This is a genomic window from Sporocytophaga sp. (assembly GCF_017745095.1).
Classification (GTDB): Bacteria; Bacteroidota; Bacteroidia; order Cytophagales; family Cytophagaceae; genus Sporocytophaga.
Genome location: NZ_JAGHZZ010000001.1, coordinates 553847 through 577826 on the forward strand (window position 1 = coordinate 553847; position 23980 = coordinate 577826).

The following is a 23980-nucleotide window of genomic DNA, read 5'->3' on the forward strand; positions in this document are numbered from 1 at the left end:
TATCCTTTTATCGTTTTGCCGGCAAAGGGACTACTAAAAATGAAACCCTTAAAAATCTACAATTGTTCTTATTCTATAGATTAATTGATAAATATCATTGGAATGAGAGGTCCTGACAAAGGCAGAATCAACATGATTCTGCCATTTATTATTTTATTCGTTTTTGCAATTTCTTTATCAGTGCTTCACTCACCTGAGCCACTGAAGAAAACCTTAAAATCTGCTGTAGGAATCGGAAAGAAGAAAAATCGTGAAACCTCTCCTTACAAAACCACTACGATTCCTGTAGAGTGCAAAGAAGATATTATCATTTGCAGTTGAGCTAATTAATCCTTTGTTATATTTAAGGAAATTTAGTTTTAATGATGAAATTAAGTATAATTGGTTGTGGCTGGCTCGGATTACCTCTCGCTAAGTTTCTTATTGAGAAGGGCTTTGTAGTAAAAGGATCCACAACATCTAATGAGAAAATGAACCAACTTACCAAGTTGGGAATCAAACCTTTTCTTATTAATCTTTTTGAAGATCTCAGAACTGATAAAGACTTCTTTAATACAGATGTTCTTGTTGTAACATTGCCACCTTCCCAGAAGAAGCAATCTGAGCAGAAATATCTTGAGTCTCTTGATTTTCTTGTAAGTAACACATCTTCCGAAACAAAGCTCATTTATACCTCATCTACTTCTATATATAAAAGTCTTAATACAGAGCTTGAAGAAGAGGCAATCAGAACAATTGAAGACAGTGATTATCCATTGTTATACAAAGCGGAGAAAATATTTATGGATTCCAAAAGACCTTCTACAGTCGTGAGATTTGGAGGCCTCACAGGATATGATAGGATATTGATTAAATATTTTGCTGGAAAAAAAGATCTGACATTTGGCAATGAGCCTGTAAATTTAATACACAGAGATGATGCCGTGCGGATTATATTTGAAATAATTAGGCAGCATAAATGGAATACTATTTTTAATGCTTGTGCTCCGGAACATCCCTTAAAAAAAGATTTTTATACTTTTCTGTCGGAAACATACAATTATGAAAAGCCTCATTTTGCAAACCCTTTAGAGCCTTATCCTTATAAGATCATTAATCCTGATAAGCTTATTAGTGAATTATCCTATCAGTTTTTATTCAAAGATCCATATAGATTTACATATTGAAATTAGGTTCCTTTTTTGGTATGAATTTATAGAGACCAAGCTCAACTTTTTCAAAGAGAGTCCTGTTAATTATATAAGGGGCCAATATGAAAAAGGAAAAGATATGAATAGTACATATAAGGAAAAAGACCCAGAAATGCCCAATTACAGAACACCAATGGTGGAGAAGTTGGAAAAGCTGAGTCAAAAGGGATATACTGTTGATTTTCAGTTTGTGGAGGGTGAACTGGTTGACTTGGCGGATAGGAAATCTTATACTCAGGAGCAGGTGAGGATTGCAAACATTTTCCGTTTTGAAGGCATATCTAATCCTGATGATATGGCTATATTGTATGTAGTAGAAACAAATGACGGAAAGATGGGAACAATCTCAGACGCTTTTGGTGTCTATGGAGATCCTAATCTGGAAGCCTTTTTTAACGGAGCAGAACAAATTACAGAAAGACCATGTTAATGAACATGGTCTTCATTTTTTCCAAATCTTTTTACTAAATATCCTATAAAGAATACCAAAACCCATGAGGGGTATAGCGCCCAGATATTGGGAATGTTTTTATTAATAAAAAATAGTGTCACCTGAACAAATATGCTGAAAATTATTCCCACAACACTCAGCGACTGTATTCCATTTAAATTCTTCATCGAACGTTAATAAGGTATAAATTTAAAGAAATGTTCCCTAGGTTCTGTTTTTATTTTAACTTATTTATCTCTTCTGCATCGCACTTCAATTGAATATCATTTAAAATAAGTAGTAATAAAAATTGCTTTTTTGACTTTCTTAAAGAAAAAAAGGTAATTTTTTTATAATTATAACAATAGTGCTTAGCATAGGTTGAAAAGGAAATTGCAATTAAGCTTTATGGTATCAATAACTTATTTAATTTTGGGCCGCGAAATAATATTGCATTAAAAAGAGGTAATATAAATTAAAGAAATAAGGGTTTAGTGAATGCCTCAGAAGAAATAAGCATTCTGAGATTTGAAGTAAATTAAAAAAACGTAAGCCTTATTTTAGTCGGTTCGGACTTTTGATTGTTATGAAAAAAATTATCATTCCGGTAGTAGTTATAATATTTGGTGCGGTGGGAGCTTTGGCATATAAAAGCTTAAGAATTGAAAAGATACCTTCTTTGCTGGATCGTCCGGTTGCAGACTCAGATGTGAATGAATGGAAGCATATTAAAAGGCGAGTTGATGAGCTTCATTCGAAAATAAGGAAAAATTCAGAAGATAATACTTCAAGACTCCTATTGGCTGAGATTTATGCGAATGAGGGTAATATTTCAGGAAAGCATTTTTATTATTATTCAGCAGTGCTGGATCTATTAAATTATATTATTGAAAATTCAGCAGAAGCTGATTCTATAAGAACTGAAGCTAGATTAAATAAAGCCTCTCTATTATTGTCTTTAAATCAATTTGAGCAAGCAAAAGATATTTGTAATGAGCTTTCGGAAGAAGGACATAAAAGTCAGCGGTTAAGTGAAATAAACTTTGATGCCTTCATTGGAATTGGAGACTATACAAATGCACAAAAGGTAGTTGACCAAATGAAGGCTTCCGGATTTGACCTAAAAGTTCTTACTCGTATAGCAATGTTAGATGAAATAAAGGGGGATCTAACTAAAGCTAAAAGTGAATTAAAAAAAGGTTTGGATTCAGGAAGTACTAATAAGGATTTGACTTGGAGAGCTCAATATAAGTTGGGAACTTTATATGAAAAGGAAGCGGATCTTGCAAAGGCAGAAGAAATATATAAAAGCATTCTTACTGATAATTCCGGATATCCATTTGCAAAAGCCGGCATTGCAAGGATAAAAGCTGCAAATAATGATTATGAAGGAGCTGTGACAATGTTGGAAGCAGCATACAAATCGAACGCTGTAATGGTATTTAAGCAGGATATTGCTCTGATTTATAAAAATACTGGCAGAATAAATGATGCAAAAAAAGAGGTTCAGGATATTGTAAATTCAATAGAAGAGGGAGAAAAGGCTGGCTGCAACTATGATCTTGTAAGAGCTCGACTGTATAGTGAAATACTTGAAGATTTTGACCTTGCACTTATATATGCTGAGAGAGCTAAAGAGAGATGGCCTGAAAATGTTGATTTGAATAAAGTTCTTTCTCTTATCTTTTACAAACTTGGAGAATATGAAGATGCAGGTTATTATTTAAACAAAGCCACTTCAGTTCAGCCAAATGAACCTTCGTTAATGTGTCTTTCTGGTCTCTTGAAATATAAAAGAGGTAACTCAAAAGAAGGCATTGATATGATCAAGAAAGCAATGCATCAGTTGCATTATCAACACAGTATACTGACTGTTGAAGCTAATGACCTTATTGCTAAAAATGATTTGTCAATTTCATTGAAATAAATTTTACTACAAGGTTGCATGTAAATTTCCAGTTGCAGGTAATCTTATTTATTTTTAGTTCCATTTGCTTATAGGCATTGCCTGGCTTTTTACTTTTATCTTACTGCTTAAAATACTATCATAATTGATTAATTATTATGAATTCCCTATTATTTTCCTGATTAGAAATTAAAAATAACCTAACCGCCTAAGACTTGTTATCTATGTATATTAGGGTATCAAGGTTATGTATACAGGCAGGAGTTTGCATCTATTCGTTGAAAAGAAATTGTTCTTTTTCCTTTGGCTCTTCCCTTCCGTTTTATTCGGTCAGCAAATAAATGAACTGGTCACATTATACCAGCATAAGTATAAAGAAAACGAAGCTGTTATTATTCATTCAGAATCAAAATTTGAATTTGATCTTGCCGAAAATAAAGTAGTAGTGAGAGAAGATAGAAACCAAAAATTACTCTCTCTTCGGTACAATACATTTATCAATGAAGTCGAGTTTTATGACAGCAATTCAGATATAAAAGAATTCTCATGTGAGAGCAGTCTAAACCAGAAGTCTTTTAATTCAGATAAAGTTTGCGGCAATTACACTAATTCTGAATATTTTTTTGATGATAATAAATTTTGTACTCATAAGCTAAAGCTGCAAGAAGCCGGTGAAGTATGGAAAACTCATGTAGATAAGATCTATAATGATTCAAAATATCTGACTTCAGTTTATTTCCATGATAAGTACCCCATAGTAACTAAAAAAATTATATTAAAGATTCCATCTGATATTGATGTTGATATTCGTGAATTCAACTTTGAAAAATTTGCTGTAGAGAAGCATGTAACTGAGCAGGGAAAATTCAGAATAGTGGAGTATTCTATTAGTAATATCTCCGCTATGGAGAATGTTCGGCTAGGCAGAAGTGTGCAATTTATATATCCTCATCTCCTCATACTTGTCAAATCTTTCCAGAGTGAAGGTGAAAGGGTAAATATACTTTCAAATTTACATGACTTATATGGTTGGTATAGAAGCTTGACTAGTCAGCTCTCTGTGCAACCTGAAGTTTTTGCTCCACTGGTCAATAGTATACTTAAGGGTAAGGTCACGGATGATGAAAAGATCAGTAGTATATTTTACTGGGTTCAGGATAACATCAGATATATAGCCTTTGAAAATGGACTTGCAGGTTTTAAACCAGATGATGCACATTCTGTATTTCAAAAGAAATACGGAGACTGTAAGGGCATGGCTAATCTAACTAAAGAAATGCTTCGATATGCAGGCTACGATGCGAGGTTATCCTGGATAGGGACAAAACAAATCAGGTACGATTACTCAATTCCTTCGCTTGCTGTGGACAATCATATGATTTGTACTGTAATATTGGAAGGGAAAAAATACTTTCTCGATGCAACTGAAAAGTACTTGCCTCTTGGCTATAACGCTGAGAGGATACAAGGTCGACAAATTTTGATAGAAGATGGAGACAACTATATTCTGGAAAAAATTCCTGAAGTATCTGGTGAGAATGAACTCGAATTAAGGCAGGTGAAGCTTTCCATGAAAAGCGATATGCTTGTTGGCTCATACAAGTATATTTTGCAAGGGGAAAAAAAGAGGAATTTTTTATGTGGTTATCACTTCTCTTCAGGAGATACAAAGGATAGGTTGGTAAAGCATTGTCTTATTGATGAAAATAAAAACATGAAAGTTAACAATGTTCGATTACCTGATATGAATCATCGGGTAGGAGCCTTTGAAATCAATACTGACCTTGAGTGTAAAGGGGCTATTAGTTCCTTTAACAATGAATTATATATTGATATTGATATATCAAAAGACTTTAAAAGTTGGATTGTAGATGAAGAGAGACAATCTGATATTGACTTTGGTGAAAAGATTCATAAAGTTCTCGAAGTTGAGCTCGAGCTCAAGGATGGTGATTCCGTGATATTTCTTCCGGAAAAATTGCAGATAGATCACAAGGAGTTTTCTGTTCATGCTGTTTATGTCAAAGACCTAAACAGAATACTATATAAGAAGCGAATAAGCATTGAAAATGGAATCATCTCAAAAGATTCTTTTATTCAGTGGAATGAAGCGATAAGAAAATTAACTCAGCACTATGATAGTCAAATTATTTTGAAGCGCTAATATTATGAAAAGGGGGATTTTGTTGTTTGTATGCATGGGATTATTGCAATTGTCTTTTGGCCAAAAGGATCTTGAAAGTAAACTAAAACAAATATATTGGAACAATGCAGGTCCTGAGTTCAGACAGATGAAGGCTCCCGCCAAGTGGAAGAATGAATCAGCAGTGATTCTTGCTACACGCGTTGATTATCTCGGTACTTTTGCAGGAGTAAGGAAAAGCTTTACTGAAAATATAGTTATACATTATCGGGTGCTGCTTCAGGATAAAGCGTCGGTTAGAGAGTATTCAGAACTAACATTTAACCAGAATAAAATTAAAACCAATCTTATTGGTAAGACCAATGCTTATTCCTTTGTGGCAGTTAAGATTGTGAAGCCTGACGGAACAGAGAAGATTATGGATCTATCGTCTGCTGTGAAAACAGACGTCGGAAGTGAAAAGGATTCCAAAATGGCAGTTCCAGATCTGGATCAAGGTGACATTATTGATTTTTTCATTGCAATTCAATCAAAGGAGACAGATGTACCTAATATTACAGAAAGTGATCTGCTGGAAGAAAAATATCCTGTTGTAAATAAACAAATCAGGTTTATAGTGCCAAGGCAGATAAATTTTAGCAGTAAATCTTTCAGAGGTGCCCCTGAATTTATAAAGACCAAACAAGGTAAAAATAATATTTATACACTTATAGATACAATGCGTGGCAGGGCTCCTGAGGTCTTATGGGATTTTCCACACAGGACTTCTGCAGAAGTCAGGTACAAGATTAGCAATGGTAAAACTTTTGTTCATCAGGACGAAGCCCTGGTGGCGAGAGAAGCTTTACAAAACTTTGATTATAACAATCAGGATATCCGGTATATCGAAGATTATGTGAACCAAAATGCAGGTGAGAGTAAAAGCCAGGATGAGGTGGTTAAAGAGATATATTATTTGCTCAGGAGTCCGATTTTTCAAAAGGCATATTTTGACATAGACCAGGGAAGTCCTTTGGATAATCATTATGTGTCTGAAAGATTTTTCTTCCTACTGAATAAGTATCTGAAAAAATACAATATTGAGCATGAGATCATGATTGTACCATCTCGAAATTATGGTCCCTTCTGTGATCTGGTGAATATGAGCAGTTGCGACTTGCTGCTTAAGATAGGAAAAGACTCCGGGTACTATCTTTCCAGACCTACTCCCTTTTCTATTCCAGGTGAGTTCCCATATTTGTTTGAAGGTATGGAAGCTGTGCTTATAGGATATCCAAAGAGTAATACTGCGGCGAGGTTCAATGAGGAAATACCTGTTTCTGGCAAAGAAAGTAATTTGACGCATTCTCGTTATAATCTTTCTTTTGACTCTTCAGACCTTTCTAAAATCCTTGTAAAAAGAGAAGTCTCTGCAAAGGGTAATAATAAAGCATATCATCAGTATCTGATTTTTACAAATCATGATTATCTGAGGGAATATGATAAACCACAGTATCAGAACTTCAGCTATTCTGAAATAAGGAATCTGGTGAATGAATATTCATACCTCAGAGAGAAGTCCGAACAGCAGGCTGTTCAGGAAAATTATGAACGGGAAAGGAGAGTGGAAGACGATATAGAATCAGAGCTAGATACAAAAATTTCTGAATATAAAAATCTAATAATTACATCTGTTGGAATGTGGGAAGATATGCCAGATACTAAGTATTCAGACGAATTCGTAATTGACAATGGTACCAAAAAGGCTGGTAAGAATTTTATTCTTGAAGTTGGGAAATTTATAGAAAAGCAAACAGAACTTTCCGATGAGCAAATCCAAAGGGATAGAGATATACATATGGGTTTTGCCAGAACATTTAATTCGGAAGTGATAATAATTATACCTGAAGGATTTAGTGTTGAGGGAATAGATAATCTTAATATTAATGTTTCCAATATATATGGAGGGTTCATTTCATCAGCAAGAGTAGAGCAAAATAAATTGCTTATCAAGACTTCAAAATATTATACGCAAAACCATTGTACATCCGCTGACTGGCCACATATGGTTAGTTTTTTAAATGCAGCAGTACAGTTTAGTAAGTCTAAGATATTGTTGAAGAAGTTATAGTCATCATTCTACTTGGATGCAAATGATCAGCTTACTGTTGTTTATTCTAAAGGTTAAATAACGGTAAGCTGATAACTTTATGGCCTGGGCTTAATGAGTTATATAACGCGAGTAATTTAATTTACCCATTTATTTTTTCGTATATCTCCATTCCGCAAAACATAGGTGAATCGATATTGTAGGTGGTAGTTAAAGCATGCAATAATCGAAATCTCTGAAAATGATAAAGTTAATTTTTGATTTTTTAGAAAAAAACTTCTTTATTGCCATCAATTCCCAGAAAAGGCCTATTGTGAATATACCTCAATACTTGGGGGCCCAGAGGACATCCAATAGTACAATTCTTAATAACTTCCTTAGATAAATTTAACAAACTGAAAATGGTTACCCACGGGGCACTTACGGTTTATGCCAAAATTAAACCTGGCATGGTAGAGCAATTAAGGTCAAAGCTCTATGAAATCAATACACCTCCTAACGATATCGAAACGAATCCTATCGTTCCCTTTAAGAAAATTTCAACCATACATTTCGCTCGATTTGTTATTCTTGATGAGGCAAGAGATCTGAAAGGTGAGATAATTAACCCTTCGCTTGTGTTTTCCAGCAATTATGATAAACCGCTGAACAAACATATAGAAGAGTTAGTGCAAGGTGCGGGGCCCGGGCTTCATGATATATACCATCATTGTGTAGGCTTTGAAAGAGGAGATGATCTTATTGCATTTTTAAATAAACATAAGATGCCATGCGCAGCCTTTTATAAAGGTACGCCTTACCGCTCTGTAGCACGAATTCTGAGAGAGGCACAACTAAGAGAGGAGATGGCGGATTTCATTGATAAGGAAACTAAATCCGATAAAGGCATCAATGGACATACTTTAAGAAATAAAATAGTCGAGTACGTCAACAGTGAAAAAAAATATTCATGGATAAAGAATAATGAAAATCCTACTTTTATATGGAAGTTATGGTTTCAGATTTCAAAATTCCTTTGCTTAGTAGCTTTAACGGTGGTTGCAATTTTGGCTGCAATTTGTGCAGTAGTGCCCATAAGAATTAAGGAACGCAAAGATTCTTCTGAAAAGAATGTATTGGAAGAAGAGAAGATTCTTAAACTTGTTAAAGAAGAAGATAAAATAGTACAGAATCAGCTTACTCACCTAGTAGACATTAAGCCAGGCTGGTTCAGGCTGATTACTTTGAAATTTGTTTTGTTCACTATAAACCTGTTGGCTATATACAAATTTAATAAAGGCGAGCTTGGGAGCATTCCTTCCATTCACTTTGCCCGTTGGGTTATTATTGACAATGGTCGGAGACTACTGTTCTTTAGTAATTTTGATGGCAGCTGGGAAAATTATCTGGGAGACTTTGTCGATAAAGCTGCAGTTGGTCTTACAGGTGTCTGGAGTAATACAGTGGATTTTCCCCAAACCAAATTCCTGATTTTTGAAGGCGCAACAGATGAGCAAAAATTTAAAACATGGACCCGTGCACACCAGATTCCCACTCAGGTATGGTATAGTGCCTATAAGCTTCTTTCTGTTCAGAATATACATAATAATAGTGCCATAAGAAAAGGCCTGACAGAAACGATGTCTGACAAACAAATCAAAGAATGGCTAAAACGTTTTTAAAGATATGACCGGAAATATAGAATTTAAAGATATACAAGGACTAATTGTCAGGGGATATAGTGATCTTCCCGCATCCTGTTTTCTTCTTTTGAATATCTCAGATGCTGTTAAGGCCAAGCAATGGCTTCGTGTCATTTCAGAGGAAATTACAGCTGGCACTTCAAAACCCATACATAGAGCTATGCACATAGCCTTCACCTATTCCGGGATTAAAAAGCTGGGTATGGACGAGAACTCTCTTAAGTCATTCGCAAGAGAGTTCAAAGAAGGGATGACAAGTGATCATCGCAAAAGGGCACTAGGTGATCTTGGTGGAAGTGATACAACAAAGTGGCAATGGGGTGGACCCGCAAATGAAGAGGTTCACATACTGCTTATGCTTTATTATTCTCTGGAAAAAAGTCTTGAAGAGGATTGCGCAATCCAGGTTTCAAAACTGGATGGGCTTAACTTAATTAAGAGGCTTGACAGTAACTTATCTACTCTTCAGAAAAGGAAAGAGCATTTTGGATTTCATGATGGTATTTCTCAACCTTTGATCAAAGGTTTTAACAAGCAGGCAGATGAGAAATTTATGGTTGAACCAGGTGAATTTATATTAGGCTATCAAAATGAATATTTAAAGTTGCCTGACAGTCCTTGGGTGAGCGGAAATGAAAATCCATATTCATTATTGCCACTCTTGCAGGATGGCAGCAATAATTATGATTTTGGAAAGAATGGAAGTTATATGGTTTTCAGACAAATCAGTCAGGATGTGTTGAGGTTCTGGAAGTTTATGGAGGATGCAACTTGTGAAGGTGGCAGTGACGAGGAGAAAAGGGTTAGACTTGCATCCAAAATGATGGGGCGTTGGCCAAGCGGAGCTCCTTTGGTAAAATGTCCGGATCGCGATAACCCTGATTTAGGCGGGGACAATTCTTTTGAATTCTATCATGCTGACAGAGATGGCTTGAAATGCCCGTTCGGTTCACATGTTCGAAGATCAAATCCCAGAAATTCCAAAGGTCCAACTCCCGAAGAATCAGACCTTATTAATAAAAGACATAAAATATTAAGGAGGGGAAGACCCTACGGTACTTATATAGAATCATCTGATCCTGCGGAAATTGCAGCTCATCCTGAACTTGCGAAAGATAGAGGACTGCATTTTATATGTTTTAATACCAGTATCAGCCGTCAATTTGAATTTATTCAAGATACCTGGCTCAATAGCTCTAAATTTCAAGGACTTTATAATGATCCGGATCCCATTTCAGGAAATGCATTAGGTAGATGTAGGTCGGAAACAGGTACTTTTACAATTCAAGCAGAACCGGTAAGAGAGAGAATAAAGGATGTACCTGCATTTACAAAAGTGATTGGAGGAGCTTATTTTTTTATGCCGGGGATTAAGGCGGTAAAGTACCTTTCTTCAATAAATTAAAATTTGAGTCAAGTTGGTGCGAAATTGATGTATTTTTGGTAAAGAAGTATATAATTTTGCATCTGATTGATTTTTAGCTATTTGTATTTATGGCCCGAGCTTTTCCATATTAAGTTAATCAAGTATTAATAATTGTTTTTATATTTTCAGAAAAGCTGTTTTTTGCACGTCTTTTAAATAATTATTTAATATAGTATCGGCAGATTTTAGTGTTTTTTAGATAATTTTTACGTCTGTTAACTATAATTTTTTAAGGTAATTTTAATGTTAAATTCTGTTTAAACTACTGGGTTTTAGCACTAAATTTTTCATTCAAACAAGATCGCTCTTTTACTTTGTATTACTTATTTAAAAAACTGAGGGATTTTTTATGAAAAATGTAGATTTCAATGATTTAATGTATTCCGATTTGATTCTGGACAAATCAACCATTGATCAGAATAGCCAGCCTGCCGAGCAAAAAATTGTCGTTATGGATAAGCAGGAGTGTATATTTTTAAAGGTCAAAAATATATGTTACATAGAAGCAGACGGAGCATATTCAAATATTTACCTCCAAGATGGTAAAAGGTTGGTAGTCTCCAAGAATGTAAAGGTATTTGCCGACAAACTTTCCGAAGATCTGTTTTACAGGATACATAAATCATATCTTATAAATATAAATTTTATAAGCAAATACATTAAAAGTGATGGTGGATATCTGGTCATGGAAAATGGAGCTTCAATTCCTGTTTCGGTAAGAAAGAAAGACCCATTGTTAAAACTTGTTGCCCAATTATCTTTGTAAATTAAAAGGGTTATTTTTATCGTCGATTTTGAATGTTGGGCGTTTTGAGTTTATTTAGCTATACAATTAGAAGGGGAAAATTTGGTTTTTTTGAGGCGGTAAGTTCGCTGTTTTTAATTGAGTAATAGTTAAAGTTAGGATGCTGATCTGAAGCTTTTGAAACCGCACAAAGGCATTTCAGAAAAATTTTCTATAGTTATGATGATATTTGTTTATGCAAATATCTAATCATACAGCAGTGAAATTGACTGTATGGTTTAAGAGATTTTTTAATAAAAGGTGGGTCACAATATTTATTTGATTTTTGCGAGAGCAAGCGCGGTAAAGTGCGTTTCATTTGTTGAGTCATACAGTGGTAGGATTTCTTCAGTAATGCTGCTATGCATATTGCATATTACAAGCATTTATGCATCTGCTCCTATATTATTAAATGACGACACGGAAGAGTGGTCTGTAACAAGATCTTACGTTGATTATTGGGAGGATAAATCTGCAAAACTAACCATTTCAGATGTTCAAAAAATTGCTGAAGATGGAAAGAGTTTTAAAACAAGTACAGCGCAGGACTTATTAAACATCAGAACAAGCTCAGCCTATTGGCTGAAATTTAATATAATCAATCCCACCTCCAGTGAAAAAGGATTTCTCATTGAGATGTTTGACTTTGATATTGATGAAATATCATTTTTTTATCCCGATTCAAATGGCATTTATAGAGAAGTTAAAGCAGGTTTCAATTCATCTTTTTCTTCAAGGCAGATAGGGCATAAAAATGTAAGTTTTCCAATTCCCTTTAGAAGTGATAGTGCTGTGACTGTCTTTATGAGATTCAGATCTGAAAGCCTGAATCTGATGGAACCGATTATCAGGTCTTATGCAAGGTTTATAAAATACGGCTTGAGTGAGTACATCATGTTTGGCATTTTTTATGGACTGCTGTTGCTCATGATTTTTTATAACATATTATATTTTATAATTCTCAGAAGTGCATATTATTTATATTATGTTAGTTATGCCCTGGCTGTGCTTATATTTTTTCTTACAAAAAGTGGAATAGGTTTTCAGTACATCTGGTATAATCATCCGAGTTTCAATGTTTATCTCCCTTTTGTGAGCCTTTTTATAAGTACTGTTTCAATGCTTAAATTTTTTATTGATTTTTTTGAATTAAAAAAGAATGCATCCAACGTCTATAGATTGTTTCGCATCCTTATTTATTTCCGCATTTTATGTTTTTTAATTCAGTTGACTTTTCCGCCTTTGGAATATATGTTTCTGGTGGACTTGATTTGTTATCAGATAGTATTTTATTATGGAATTCACATATACAGGGCTGGAAATAATTCAGCAAAATGGTTTGTTGTGGGCTTTTCCTTATTGAATTTTACAGGTGTGATCTGTTTGCTGGAAGGCATTACGTTGATCCCTTCCAATATTTTTTCTGTATATTCTATTAATGCCGGGGTCATTTTTCAGCTTATGTTTTTATCTATTTGTATTGCAGAGAAGGTTCGGCAGTTATATGCAGAAAGGAATGCAGTGCAGGCTAATCTTATCCTTCAGCTGGAACAAAATGATCTACTGAGGGAAAAGGTAAACAGAGAACTTGAAGAAAGGGTGAAGGAAAGAACGGTGGAATTAAATAAAGCAAAAGTGGAGCTGGAAAGGAGGGCTGAAGAAAATCAAAAAATGAATATTGCTCTAGACCTTGCTAATAATAAGCTTCAGAAACATTTAAGTGCTTTTGCCCAAACAGTGGTAATGAATACCCATGTAGATTTTGAAGCATTCAAAAAGGCATATCCTGATGATTTATCTTGTATGCGTTATCTGTTGGATCTTAAAGAAAAAAGTGGGTTTTGCTGTAAAATGTGTGGCAACACCAGGCCGATAAAAGGCAAAGCAAAATTTGATATAAGATGTGCTAAGTGTAATTATAATGAATCATTAACTGCAAATACAATATTTCACAGAACTAAATTTTCGCTTCAAAAGGCTTTCTATATGTTGTATCTGGTATCTCAGACCAGGACTGACATTCCTGCCGCCGAGCTTTCGAGAATGCTGGAGCTGCAAAGCATCACTTGTCAGAATTTCAAGAGCAGAATACATGCAAGGATGCAGGTGCTTAAAAAAGTTAATAAGAGTAAAGTGATGAATTGGGATCTTTTGATTCTTGATAAGGAGTTTATTGTTTAGTTGTTAGATACTGTATTTGTTTGTTTACAGGTCAGAAGCCGGCTTTAATATAACTCCAACCATCTTCCTGTCTTAAAATAATGTGCGCAATTGAAGCCGGAATTACTTCAGCAAAGCTTAGTAATGAGGAAGCATCAAGCTTTCTGTCATCGAGGGTGTTTTGACACACTAGGAATCTTACATCTTTCCTGGTTAATTCATTAAGAAGATTGTCTAACTTTGATTGAATGAGTAAAAAGTCAATGCCAGGTCCATGTGTTACGACTTCTACTTCTATATATTCTAAAGCTTTGAATAAATTGTGAAGCTGTTTTATGAGTGACTTGTGAATACTATCTTCATTGCTGGAAAGGTGGAATACTACTTTATGTTTCCTGATCATATACTTCTTTTTTTTAATATCATTAGACGGTAAGTACCGTAAAAGTTAAAGTAATAGATTGCTAAGTAGCAACCTATTACTTTAATCTTTAAATAAAATTATCTTTTTACAACAAGCTTTTCAACTTTGGTTCCAGCGGAAGTATTCACTTTACAAAAGTATATTCCATCAGGAAGGTCTGCTACATTCCATACCATCTCTATCTTCTGATATGTTCCTTCAAAGAGGTTTGTAACTAATGAGCCCTGGCTGTTATATATTGAAATAGAGAGAGTCCCATCGCCGGATTCAGGAATTGAAATATTGATTTTGTCAGAGGATGGGTTTGGATACGCATTCACTTGCATAGTTTCTGTTGAGCCCATTCTGGCAGCGGAATTTATTACAGTAAAGTGATATGTGAGTCCTACTCCCTGTGATCCTGTAGCATTGCTGCCAGTATATGGCCATGCACTGAGTATGTGAGACCCAACAGTTAGAGCGCCAGGATTATAGTCTCCATTCGTGTCGCCAAAGTATGCATAAGGGGCAACATTTTCTGTACGAATTGTGCCGTCATAGTTAAACCTAACACTTCCGATTGATGATGGAGCAGCATTGGCCCTGAAGTTTATACTTGAAGATAAGTATGCAAGGTCTATTACCGCACCATCATACAAACTGTATTTAATCTCTTGATCGGTATCTGCATTCATAAGAGAAAAGCTTATGACTCCTTGCCCGGTAATTGTAATTTTAACTTCATCTATGCTGGTGAGGTCTTCCCGGTCTTGTGCAATATATCTGAAAATGTATTCACCAGGAATTGGATTATATAGAATTAAAGTATCTCCGATTCCGGAATAATAATCAGGACAGTTTCCAGGAATACACTCTGGATATGGACTAGATACTGCAGTCCACCATCTTGCGACATAACCTTCGTTGGGGTCTGTGTAAGAGCCTGCTACTTTTAATATTCCAGGGGAATAGGGAATGGTAATATCAGGGCCAGCGTTGGCAACCGGAGGCGCATTGGGTATAAATTCTTTAAGCAGAAAATTTACAGAGGTTGTAGTTCCCTGAATCCCTGTACCACCGCTTCCAGAATAAGCAACTCCTGTTATCTTATACTGTCCTGGTGTTGTAGTCCATGGTGAATAGTCACCATTGTTATCTCCGGCAAGTGCATATGGAGCTGTATTTTCAGTTCTCCTTGGAACATCATTTACTTTTAGAATAACACTGCCAATTGTTGAAACTGAGTTATACCTGATATTTATATTACCACCTGCTGGCCTGAACAGCGTATCTCCTTCTCTTATAAAGCCTATATCCTTATCTGTATCAGCATTTACAAGTGTAAAATAGGGTACATTTGTGTTTGGTTTGTCTGGATTATAAACCCACAACTTGAATTTCCCAGTCGGATAGGAAGATCCTGAAGCTTGAGTTGTAAAGAATAATGTTCCATTTACTTCTGTGAGATTTCTTGAGTTGGGATAAGAATTGCCGTTTGGATAAATGTCTTTAGTCTTCCTGACTGATCCTTTTCCCGGATATCCGGATGTTTCATAAAGCTGGTCGAATTCTTCAGATCTTGTATCCGGATACTCTTGGTCAGCATCATTATAGATAAGTTTTTCTTTTACCTGAACGAACTCCACTGTTCCTTGTGTAAAATAATCATTGTATTCGGCAATTTGAGTTGAGCCTTCAGGAGTTCCATCGCTTCTGTTTATTACGGATACAATAGTTTCATAGCCTTCAGTAATAATAAGGGCATCATTTATGGTATATGTATAAGCTACTCCTCCATACCAATAAGGAATATATTGTCTGACAAGTATAGTACCCGCATCTGTACCATCGGATAAATATAATAGAGTGCCATATTCGTATTCAAGAAAGAATGCCAGTTTATTCTTAAATGGGCGACCATGAGATAATCCATGTGAATCTCCATTAATACTGAACTTCTTTACCAATGTAGTTCCAGCCGAGGTTCCATTTGATTTCCATAGTTCTGAGATATTATATTCCCATTGGTTATTATCAATATAGTTAGTGCCAATGAAGATTGTTCCATTTACCTCATTAAGCAAGTATGAATAATAAGGTAAATCTTTTACTATTGTAGTTCCTGAGCCGGTACCATTGGTCTTCCATACATCTGTTCCTGTTGTAAGATTGCTTGCGGTAAAATACAGAACATTATTGGAGATCACGCATGGAGTAATGTATATACTATTATTGAATAAGCCTGAAGATAATGAGCTTCCACTGCCTGGGTTAATATCTTTTACTAGTGAGAAACTAAATGTAGAGCTAAGTTTCCAAAGCTCTCCACCTGTACTTCCATCATCTGCAGCGAAGTATAGATTGCTTTGGTAAGATGTGATGGGGGAGATGGAATTAAAAGACCGGATTTTTAAAGTTGTGGCACTTGTGCCTCCGGTCCTCCATACACCTATTGTTGAAGGTGAATCTTGAGTGTAAAATATACTCGCACCATTAATTGATAGTGCATTGCTGTTTTTGGGATAGGCAATTGGAGTCTCGCCGATTTTTTTTACAAAAACAGTTCCTGCAACTGTGCCATCAGATTTCCACAATGAATCACCTGCAAAGAAGTATAGGTTCCCATTGCCTTCAAACAAAGACTTACTGGATTCTGGGATTTCTTTGAGGAAAATGGGTTGAGAGAATAAATTTAAATGCATTCCTATCCATAGGAAAGCGATAATCATAATCTTTTTCATAGGATTTTTTTTTTAGGTTTTTAAAAATGATTTAAAGAAATTGAATTCAGGTCCTAAGCGTTGTTATAGGATAATAACTATAGAAATAATAGGCCCAATTGAGTAGCCTATTATTTCTATAAGAATTGTGTTTATCTTTTGATAACTAGTTTTTCTATTCTGTTTCCTAGATCAGAATTTACTTTACATATGTATATTCCTTCAGGCAGGTCTTTTGCATCCCATGATATTTCTGCACTTTGATATGTACCTTCATATAGATTTGCTATGAGTATACCTTGGCTGTTGTATATCGAAATTGAAACTTCTTTACCATCAGATTGCGGAATGGAGATGTTGAATTTATCTGATGAAGGGTTTGGGTATGCAATCAATTGTAGTTGCTCTGTTTCACCCATTCTGGCTATAGAGTTAATTACTGTAAAGTTATATGTGGTGCCACTGCCCTGGGTTCCTGTAGCATTGCTTCCTGTATATGGCCATGCGCTGAGAGAGTGAGCTCCAACAGATAGGCTGCCGGGATTATAATCTCCATTAGTGTCTCCAAAGTATGCATAAGGTGCAACATTTTCTGTGCGGTTAGTTCCGTCATAGTTAAACCTTACACTTCCGATTGAGGCCGGAGCAACATTGGCTCTGAAGTTAATATGTGCAGGTAGATTAGCAAGATCAATGACAGCTCCATTATAGAGATAGGTGTCGGTCTCAGTGTCGGTGTCTGCATTAATAAGAGAAATGCTACCAACAGTTTGACCAAGCACAGTGATCTTAATGTCATCGGTACCAGTTAAATCATCCGCATCACTTGCACTGAATCTAAATATGTATTCTCCAGGAATAAGGTTGCTTAATGTTAAAGAATCTCTGTTGGGACTATAGCTGAACGGACAATATCCAGTTACACATGTAGGAAATGAGACAAGATACCAAGAAACATATAAATAACCTCCTTGAGCATCAGAGTATGTTCCCGCTAGTTTTATAGTTCCTGTAGGTACAGTTAATGTTCGATCAGGGCCGGCATTTACTACAGGAGGAGTATTAGGGGAAAATTCTTTAAGAAGAAAATTTACGGATGTAGTAGTGCCTTGGGTTCCTGTACCTCCGCTTCCAGAGTATGTAACTCCTGTTACCTTATACTGTCCTGGGGTTGCTGTCCATGGGGAATAGTCACCATTGTTATCTCCAGCGAGGGCGTACGGTGCTGTATTTTCAGTTCTTCTCGGAACATCATTTACTTTAAGTATAACACTGCCTATTGTTGTTGACGCATTATATCTTATATTAATGTTTCCACCGACAGGCCTGAATAAAGTGTCTCCCTCTCTAATAAGGCCAATGTCTTTATCTGTATCAGCATTTACGACTGTAAAGTAAGGTACATTGGAGATTGGCTTATCGGGATTATATACCCATAATTTGAATTTACCTGATGGAGTGTATGATCCGGAAGCTTGTGTTGTAAAAAATAATATTCCATTTACTTCTGTTAGATTTTTTGAGTTTGGATAAGAATTACCATTCGGATAAATGTCTTTAGTCCTTCTGACTGATCCTTTTCCCGGATATCCGGATGTTTCATAAAGCTGATTAAAATCTTCTGATTGGGTATCAGGATAAGCTTCATTGGCATCATTATATATAAGTCTTTCCTTTACCTTTACAAATTCTTCAGTTCCATCACTAAAAAAATTATTATAGTTGGCCAGTCTTGTAGACCCTTCCGGTGTTCCATCACTTGTAGTTATCGAAGAAACAAAGTAGTCGTCACCTTCCGTTGATATAATAAAATCATTAATCGCAAATGAGTATAGTACTCCTCCACGCCAAGGCGGCGAATATCTTCTTACGAATTTTGTTCCGGCTTCTGTTCCATCTGATAAATATAGCATCGTTCCATACTCGTGCTCAAAAAAGAAGGCAAGTTGATTTTTAAAGGGTGTGCTTTTGGTTAGACCATATGAGTTACCATCTACGCTCAATTTTTTTACCAAAGTTGTTCCTGCTTCAGTTCCATTTGATTTCCATAATTCGGAAACATTGTATTCCCATTCGTCAGGTTCAACATAGTCTGTCCCTATGAAGACAGTCCCATTAACCTCATTTAATAAATAGGAAGCATTTGGAAAATCTTTTACTATGGCAGTTCCGGCGCTAGTACCATTCGTTTTCCAAACATCAATTCCTGTTGTTGAATTGGATGCTGTAAAATAAAGGATATTATTGGAGATGACGGAGGGTGTGGTATATATGGCATTGTTATAACCTAAGCCGGTAAATATAGAGCTCCCACTGCTCGGGTTAATATCCTTGACTAGTGAAAAACTAAATGAAGAGCTTAGTTTCCAAAGCTCACCTCCCGTGTTTCCATCATCGGCAGCAAAGTAGAGGTTGTTTTGATAAGAAATAATAGGTGAAATGGAATTGAAAGATCGGATTTTTAATGTTGTAGCACTTGTACCTCCGGTTCTCCATACTCCAATTGTGGAGGGTGAATCTTGGGTAAAAAATATACTGGAGCCATTAATTGAAAGAGCATTGCTGTTTTTGGGATAGGCAATTGGGATTTCACCAATTTTTTTTACAAAAACAGTTCCGGACACCGTGCCATCGGATTTCCACAATGAATCTCCGGCAAAGAAGTATAGGTTCCCATTGCCTTCAAATAAGGACTTGCTGGATTCTGGGATTTCCTTGAGGAAAATGGGCTGAGAAAATAAATTTAAATGCATTCCTATCCATAGGAAAGTGATAATGGTAATCTTTTTCATAGGATTTTTTTAGGTTTTAAAAATGATTTAAATAAAACTCTGAATGTCAGCTATATACCAAAATTTATTTAAATAAGTTGTATTCTTTGTAAAAAATAATGCAAAATTATTTTTTTATTCTTTTTTGGTTTTATTTCGTTTATATACAATTAGTTATATTTATTTTTTGATTTTTCCTTTAAGTTGATTGTTGAATCATGATTTAATTATTTTTTGGTGTAAAAATGTTTTCCTTAAAATATTATATCATTTGAAAGAGAAATTGCCATTACATGAAATGGGCAAAAAAATATAGAACGGCGATTTTTGAAACAAAGACTATGAATAATTAATAGGCTAAGAAACAATAGGGAGTGTTCCCTTTGGTATTTAACAATGCTAAATTTGTCTGGGTTTAAACTTATAGTAAGCTCATAGTTGTGAGTGGTTGTTAGGATTGATAAAAGAGATACTATGGCAAATAAAAAGCCCAATATATTAGTCATCTGGGGAGATGATATCGGTATTACTAACCTAAGCTGTTATTCAGATGGATTGATGGGATACCGTACGCCAAATATAGATAGATTGGCAGACGAAGGTTTAAAGTTTACAGACTCTTATGGGGAGCAGAGTTGTACGGCAGGCCGGGCATCCTTTATTACAGGGCAAAGCGGATATCGTACAGGGTTAACGAAAGTAGGGGTTCCGGCTTCTTCTATTGGTCTTCAGAAAGAAGATCCTACCATTGCAGAATTGCTTAAACCTCTTGGATATGCAACAGGTCAGTTCGGTAAGAACCACCTGGGAGACTTAAATAAATATCTTCCGACTGTTCACGGTTTCGATGAATTCTTTGGAAACCTTTATCACTTAAATGCTGAAGAAGAACCTGAAATGGATGATTATCCTCCGGAAGAAGATTTTCCAAATTTCAGAAAGCAGTTTGGTCCTCGTGGAGTAATTCATTCGTGGGCTACTGATGTCGATGATCCGACAGAACAACCAAGATGGGGTAGAGTCGGCAAACAAAAGATCGAAGACACAGGTCCGCTTAATACAAAGAGAATGGAAACCTGTGATGATGAATTCGTAGACGCTGCAAAGAAATTTATTAAGAAGCAGACAGATGCTGATACTCCTTTTTTTGTGTGGGTAAATACAACCCATATGCATTTGTATACTCATACCAAGCCAGAGAGTGTTGGTCAAGCAGGTAGATGGCAGTCCAGATACCATGATACAATGATCGATCATGATAAGAATGTGGGACAACTTCTGGATTATCTGGATGAGTTGGGTATTACTGAGGATACTGTAGTTGTATACAGTACAGATAACGGACCTCACATGAATACCTGGCCAGATGGTGCCATGACTCCTTTCAGAAGTGAAAAGGATACAAACTGGGAAGGTGCATTCCGTGTGCCTCAGCTTGTAAGATGGCCTGGGAAAATAAAGGCAGGAACTGTTTCCAATGAAATTGTTCAGCATCATGACTGGCTGCCAACTTTCCTTGCTATGGCTGGAGAACCAGATATTGTAGAAAAGTTGAAGAAAGGTCATACTGCTGGAGATAAAAAATTTAAAGTTCACATAGATGGATATAATCTTCTTCCTTATCTGACAGGAGAGGTAGAAAGAAGTCCTCGTAAAGGATTTATCTATTTTGATGATGATGGTAATCTTGTGGCTTTACGTTATGATAACTGGAAGATGGTCTTTATGGAACAGAGAGCTCAGGGAACAATGAAGATTTGGGGTGAACCGTTTGTCCCGTTGAGATTGCCAAAGCTGTATAACTTGCGTACAGACCCTTTTGAACGTGCAGACATTACGTCAAATACTTACTATGACTGGTTCATTCACCATGCATATCTGATATATGCTGCTCAATCGATAGCTCTGGAATTTGCAAATACATTTAAGGAGTTTCCGCCAAGGCAGAAGGCTGCAAGCTTTACAATAGATCAGGCATTGGAGAAGATGGCTGCTGCTAATGAGGTAAGGTTTACTGAAGAGGCTAAGCCAGTTCAACAGGAAGATCAAAAAAAGTCGAAAGCTTTTACTCAGCGTGAAAGTGAAAAACAACCTAAAGGTCAGACAAAATCTGAGAAGCCTAAGGAGAAAAAGGGATAGATGTATTGCTAAATATATAACGAAAGCCTTCATAATTGAAGGCTTTTTTTTTGTAGAATGGATAGAATAGGTTGGCTAAACTAGTTCTTTATTTTTCACTAAATTGAAAATTGTAAGATAAGCTCTTTAAATTTTTATTTTGAAACATTTAGGAAAATCGTATCTGACATGGCTAAATATTTAAAAGATGTAATGTTTGGAATACAAAGTTCCAGAAAAGAAGGGCTGAGAGGAAAGTTTTTTTAGATGTGACTGATGGTAATGGAAATATAAATTCTTTTTTAATCGGTAATTATTTTTTCAAAGCATTTGAAAGAGTTACTTGGCAGGATAATAATACGGTTTTAGTTTATCATGTTAATCCTATTCAGTCATATAAGAGGAAAAAGGTTGCTGAGGATTATTATGCTGTTGATATAAGAACAGGCATAGTGACTTATCATCCGGTTACAAAGGAAAGTATTTTTGATTATGGTGTAAAGCTTCTGACAGAGACGGATTCATATGACCAAGCTTTAAGTTTAATTAAGCAGGCAAAGGAAATGGGACATGGAAAAGCTGTAAATATTTTGAAAAATTTAGAAATCAATCCTACCCTTAGGGATAAAAAGATATTATTACAACAGCCCAAACAAAAGTAGATATTTTTTTACATCTCCTGCTTTGTAATTCTTTTTGTTATTAATGGTTCTAAGGGAAATTATAACTGCTATTATCCTGCAAAACAAATCATAATTATGGCCAGTTTATTTTATGACAAGGGAGAGCACTCCGTGATTTTGTAATCTTCTTTTTGTCAGGCAAATCAATTTGAGAAGCTTTAAAAAAATAAATCTTTATGGTTTTTAACCCAAAAAGTGTATCCAATAAGGTGAAATGGACTTTGCTGTTTTTGGTCCTGTCAGCAATCAGTGTCGGAGGATTAATGGCTTATGTGCGAGAGCCTAATCGCCCGGTAATACATAAAAGTGAAAAGAAATCTCCTTCAAAAGGTGCAGTCAATAAAGATGCAGAAAGGATTTTAAAATCAATGAGTGATTACATGAATAATCTCCATGAATTTTCGTGCAAGTCTAATGGCTATTTTGAATTCATTGATGACTCTACAGATCAGAAGATTCAAATGAGTAATGTTAGTTCCACATATGTTAAAAGACCGAATAAGATAAAAGTAGAGCGCAAGGGTGATGTAGCAGATATGGAGTATTTTTATGATGGCAAGCAGATTACTGTATTTGGTAAAAAGCTGAAATACTATGCTCAGGCAGATGCACCTGACAATATAGATAAAGCCATAGATTTTGGTCGTGACGCTCTTAACATTGAAACACCTGGAGCGGATTTGTTCTATACTAATCTTCATGAAGGGTTAATGGAGGATGTTATTTCAGGAATTTACGTTGGAAAAGGCCTGGCAGGTGGTAAAGAATGTCATCACCTTGCATTTAAAGGAAATGAAACAGACTGGCAGATATGGGTTGAAGATAGTCCAACACCCCTTCCGAGAAAGTATGTTATTACCTCCAAAAAAATAGAGCAGTCCCCGGATTATAGCATTGAAATAAATGAATGGAATACTAGTCCCCAATTAAATAGTGATTTCTTTACTTTTAAAGCTCCTAAGGGGGCTACAAAAATAAATTTTATTAAAAATAATATTTCTGAAGAAGCTAAATCTAACCGATAAATCATATGTCAGTTATAAGAAAATATTGTTTGGCAATTATGTTATTCTTTGTTGCCTCATTAGTAGCAGATGAAGTCTATGCACAGTTCGGGACAAGCAGACGTGTTGCAAGGAGGACATCAAGGAGAACATCAAGAAGGGTGAATAGAAGATACAACGCAGGAACGGTGACAACACTTCCTCCTGGTTGTGTTGCAGGTGCTGATTGCAATGGAACTCGTTATGAGCCTTATTATGATGGGACTAAGGTTGTATATGAACCTTATTAAATATAAATTCAAGAGCCCTTCATAAAAATGAAAGTATGAGAATGTTTGTTTTGGCTAGACTTTCTTTAGAATCTTACATTCTGAGTTATTGAGCGTTGTAGGAGCTCTCTCTAGTGAGAATCTTTTTAGTAAGACCTTCAAAAAAATAAGCCAGAAGAGACTTCTGGCTTTAGTATTCATT

General features: G+C 35.6%; 17 protein-coding genes. 14 read left to right on the plus strand and 3 right to left on the minus strand.

Annotated elements, in window-relative coordinates; translation table 11 throughout:
* Positions 1–84 precede the first annotated feature (84 nt).
* From J7604_RS02355 to J7604_RS02400, 10 genes are all read left to right on the plus strand, one after another.
* On the plus strand, positions 85–321 hold the full coding sequence (locus tag J7604_RS02355) for a hypothetical protein (protein ID WP_293890470.1): 237 nt from the start codon (positions 85–87) through the stop codon (positions 319–321).
* A gap of 41 nt (positions 322–362) precedes the next feature.
* The gene (locus tag J7604_RS02360) at positions 363–1166 is read left to right on the plus strand and encodes an NAD(P)-binding domain-containing protein (protein ID WP_293890471.1); all 804 of its coding nucleotides are present in this window, start codon (positions 363–365) and stop codon (positions 1164–1166) included.
* A 103-nt stretch (positions 1167–1269) separates the two neighbouring features.
* Positions 1270–1620, plus strand: coding sequence for a hypothetical protein (locus tag J7604_RS02365; RefSeq protein WP_293890472.1), 351 nt, complete (start codon positions 1270–1272; stop codon positions 1618–1620).
* Between the two features lie 586 nt (positions 1621–2206).
* The gene (locus J7604_RS02370) at positions 2207–3547 is read left to right on the plus strand and encodes a tetratricopeptide repeat protein (RefSeq protein WP_293890473.1); all 1341 of its coding nucleotides are present in this window, start codon (positions 2207–2209) and stop codon (positions 3545–3547) included.
* Positions 3548–3773: 226 nt separating this feature from the next.
* Positions 3774–5690: a transglutaminase family protein gene (locus J7604_RS02375; RefSeq protein ID WP_293890474.1), complete on the plus strand. Its 1917-nt coding sequence runs from the start codon at positions 3774–3776 to the stop codon at positions 5688–5690.
* Between the two features lie 4 nt (positions 5691–5694).
* Positions 5695–7779 carry a DUF3857 domain-containing protein gene (locus J7604_RS02380; protein ID WP_293890476.1) on the plus strand — a complete coding sequence of 695 codons (2085 nt, stop codon included), beginning with the start codon at positions 5695–5697 and terminating at the stop codon, positions 7777–7779.
* 380 nt (positions 7780–8159) lie between these two features.
* Positions 8160–9419 carry a hypothetical protein gene (locus tag J7604_RS02385; protein WP_293890478.1) on the plus strand — a complete coding sequence of 420 codons (1260 nt, stop codon included), beginning with the start codon at positions 8160–8162 and terminating at the stop codon, positions 9417–9419.
* A 4-nt stretch (positions 9420–9423) separates the two neighbouring features.
* Complete coding sequence (locus J7604_RS02390; protein WP_293890480.1) at positions 9424–10845, plus strand: Dyp-type peroxidase; 1422 nt, start codon at positions 9424–9426, stop codon at positions 10843–10845.
* A gap of 370 nt (positions 10846–11215) precedes the next feature.
* Complete coding sequence (locus J7604_RS02395) at positions 11216–11632, plus strand: LytTR family DNA-binding domain-containing protein (RefSeq protein WP_293890482.1); 417 nt, start codon at positions 11216–11218, stop codon at positions 11630–11632.
* A 279-nt stretch (positions 11633–11911) separates the two neighbouring features.
* A complete protein-coding gene (locus tag J7604_RS02400; protein ID WP_293890484.1) occupies positions 11912–13831 on the plus strand; it encodes a 7TM diverse intracellular signaling domain-containing protein in 1920 nt (639 codons plus the stop codon).
* A gap of 31 nt (positions 13832–13862) precedes the next feature.
* Here J7604_RS02400 and J7604_RS02405 read toward each other — a convergent pair whose 3' ends face one another.
* From J7604_RS02405 to J7604_RS02415, 3 genes are all read right to left on the minus strand, one after another.
* Positions 13863–14213, minus strand: a complete 351-nt coding sequence (locus tag J7604_RS02405; protein WP_293890486.1) for a DsrE family protein — start codon at positions 14211–14213, stop codon at positions 13863–13865.
* A gap of 98 nt (positions 14214–14311) precedes the next feature.
* A complete protein-coding gene (locus J7604_RS02410) occupies positions 14312–16954 on the minus strand; it encodes a T9SS type A sorting domain-containing protein (RefSeq protein WP_293890488.1) in 2643 nt (880 codons plus the stop codon).
* 131 nt (positions 16955–17085) lie between these two features.
* Positions 17086–19725 (minus strand): T9SS type A sorting domain-containing protein, encoded by a 2640-nt coding sequence (locus tag J7604_RS02415; RefSeq protein WP_293890490.1) that lies wholly within the window; start codon positions 19723–19725, stop codon positions 17086–17088.
* A gap of 453 nt (positions 19726–20178) precedes the next feature.
* Here J7604_RS02415 and J7604_RS02420 point away from each other — a divergent pair, with 453 nt between their 5' ends.
* The 4 genes from J7604_RS02420 to J7604_RS02435 all read left to right on the plus strand — a co-directional run bounded on the left by J7604_RS02420 (position 20179) and on the right by J7604_RS02435 (position 23799).
* Positions 20179–21843: an arylsulfatase gene (locus J7604_RS02420; RefSeq protein WP_293890492.1), complete on the plus strand. Its 1665-nt coding sequence runs from the start codon at positions 20179–20181 to the stop codon at positions 21841–21843.
* 248 nt (positions 21844–22091) lie between these two features.
* Positions 22092–22484, plus strand: coding sequence for a hypothetical protein (locus J7604_RS02425; protein WP_293890494.1), 393 nt, complete (start codon positions 22092–22094; stop codon positions 22482–22484).
* A 197-nt stretch (positions 22485–22681) separates the two neighbouring features.
* Positions 22682–23530, plus strand: coding sequence for a DUF2092 domain-containing protein (locus J7604_RS02430; RefSeq protein WP_293890496.1), 849 nt, complete (start codon positions 22682–22684; stop codon positions 23528–23530).
* Positions 23531–23535: 5 nt separating this feature from the next.
* Positions 23536–23799: a hypothetical protein gene (locus J7604_RS02435; RefSeq protein WP_293890498.1), complete on the plus strand. Its 264-nt coding sequence runs from the start codon at positions 23536–23538 to the stop codon at positions 23797–23799.
* Positions 23800–23980: the final 181 nt, after the last annotated feature.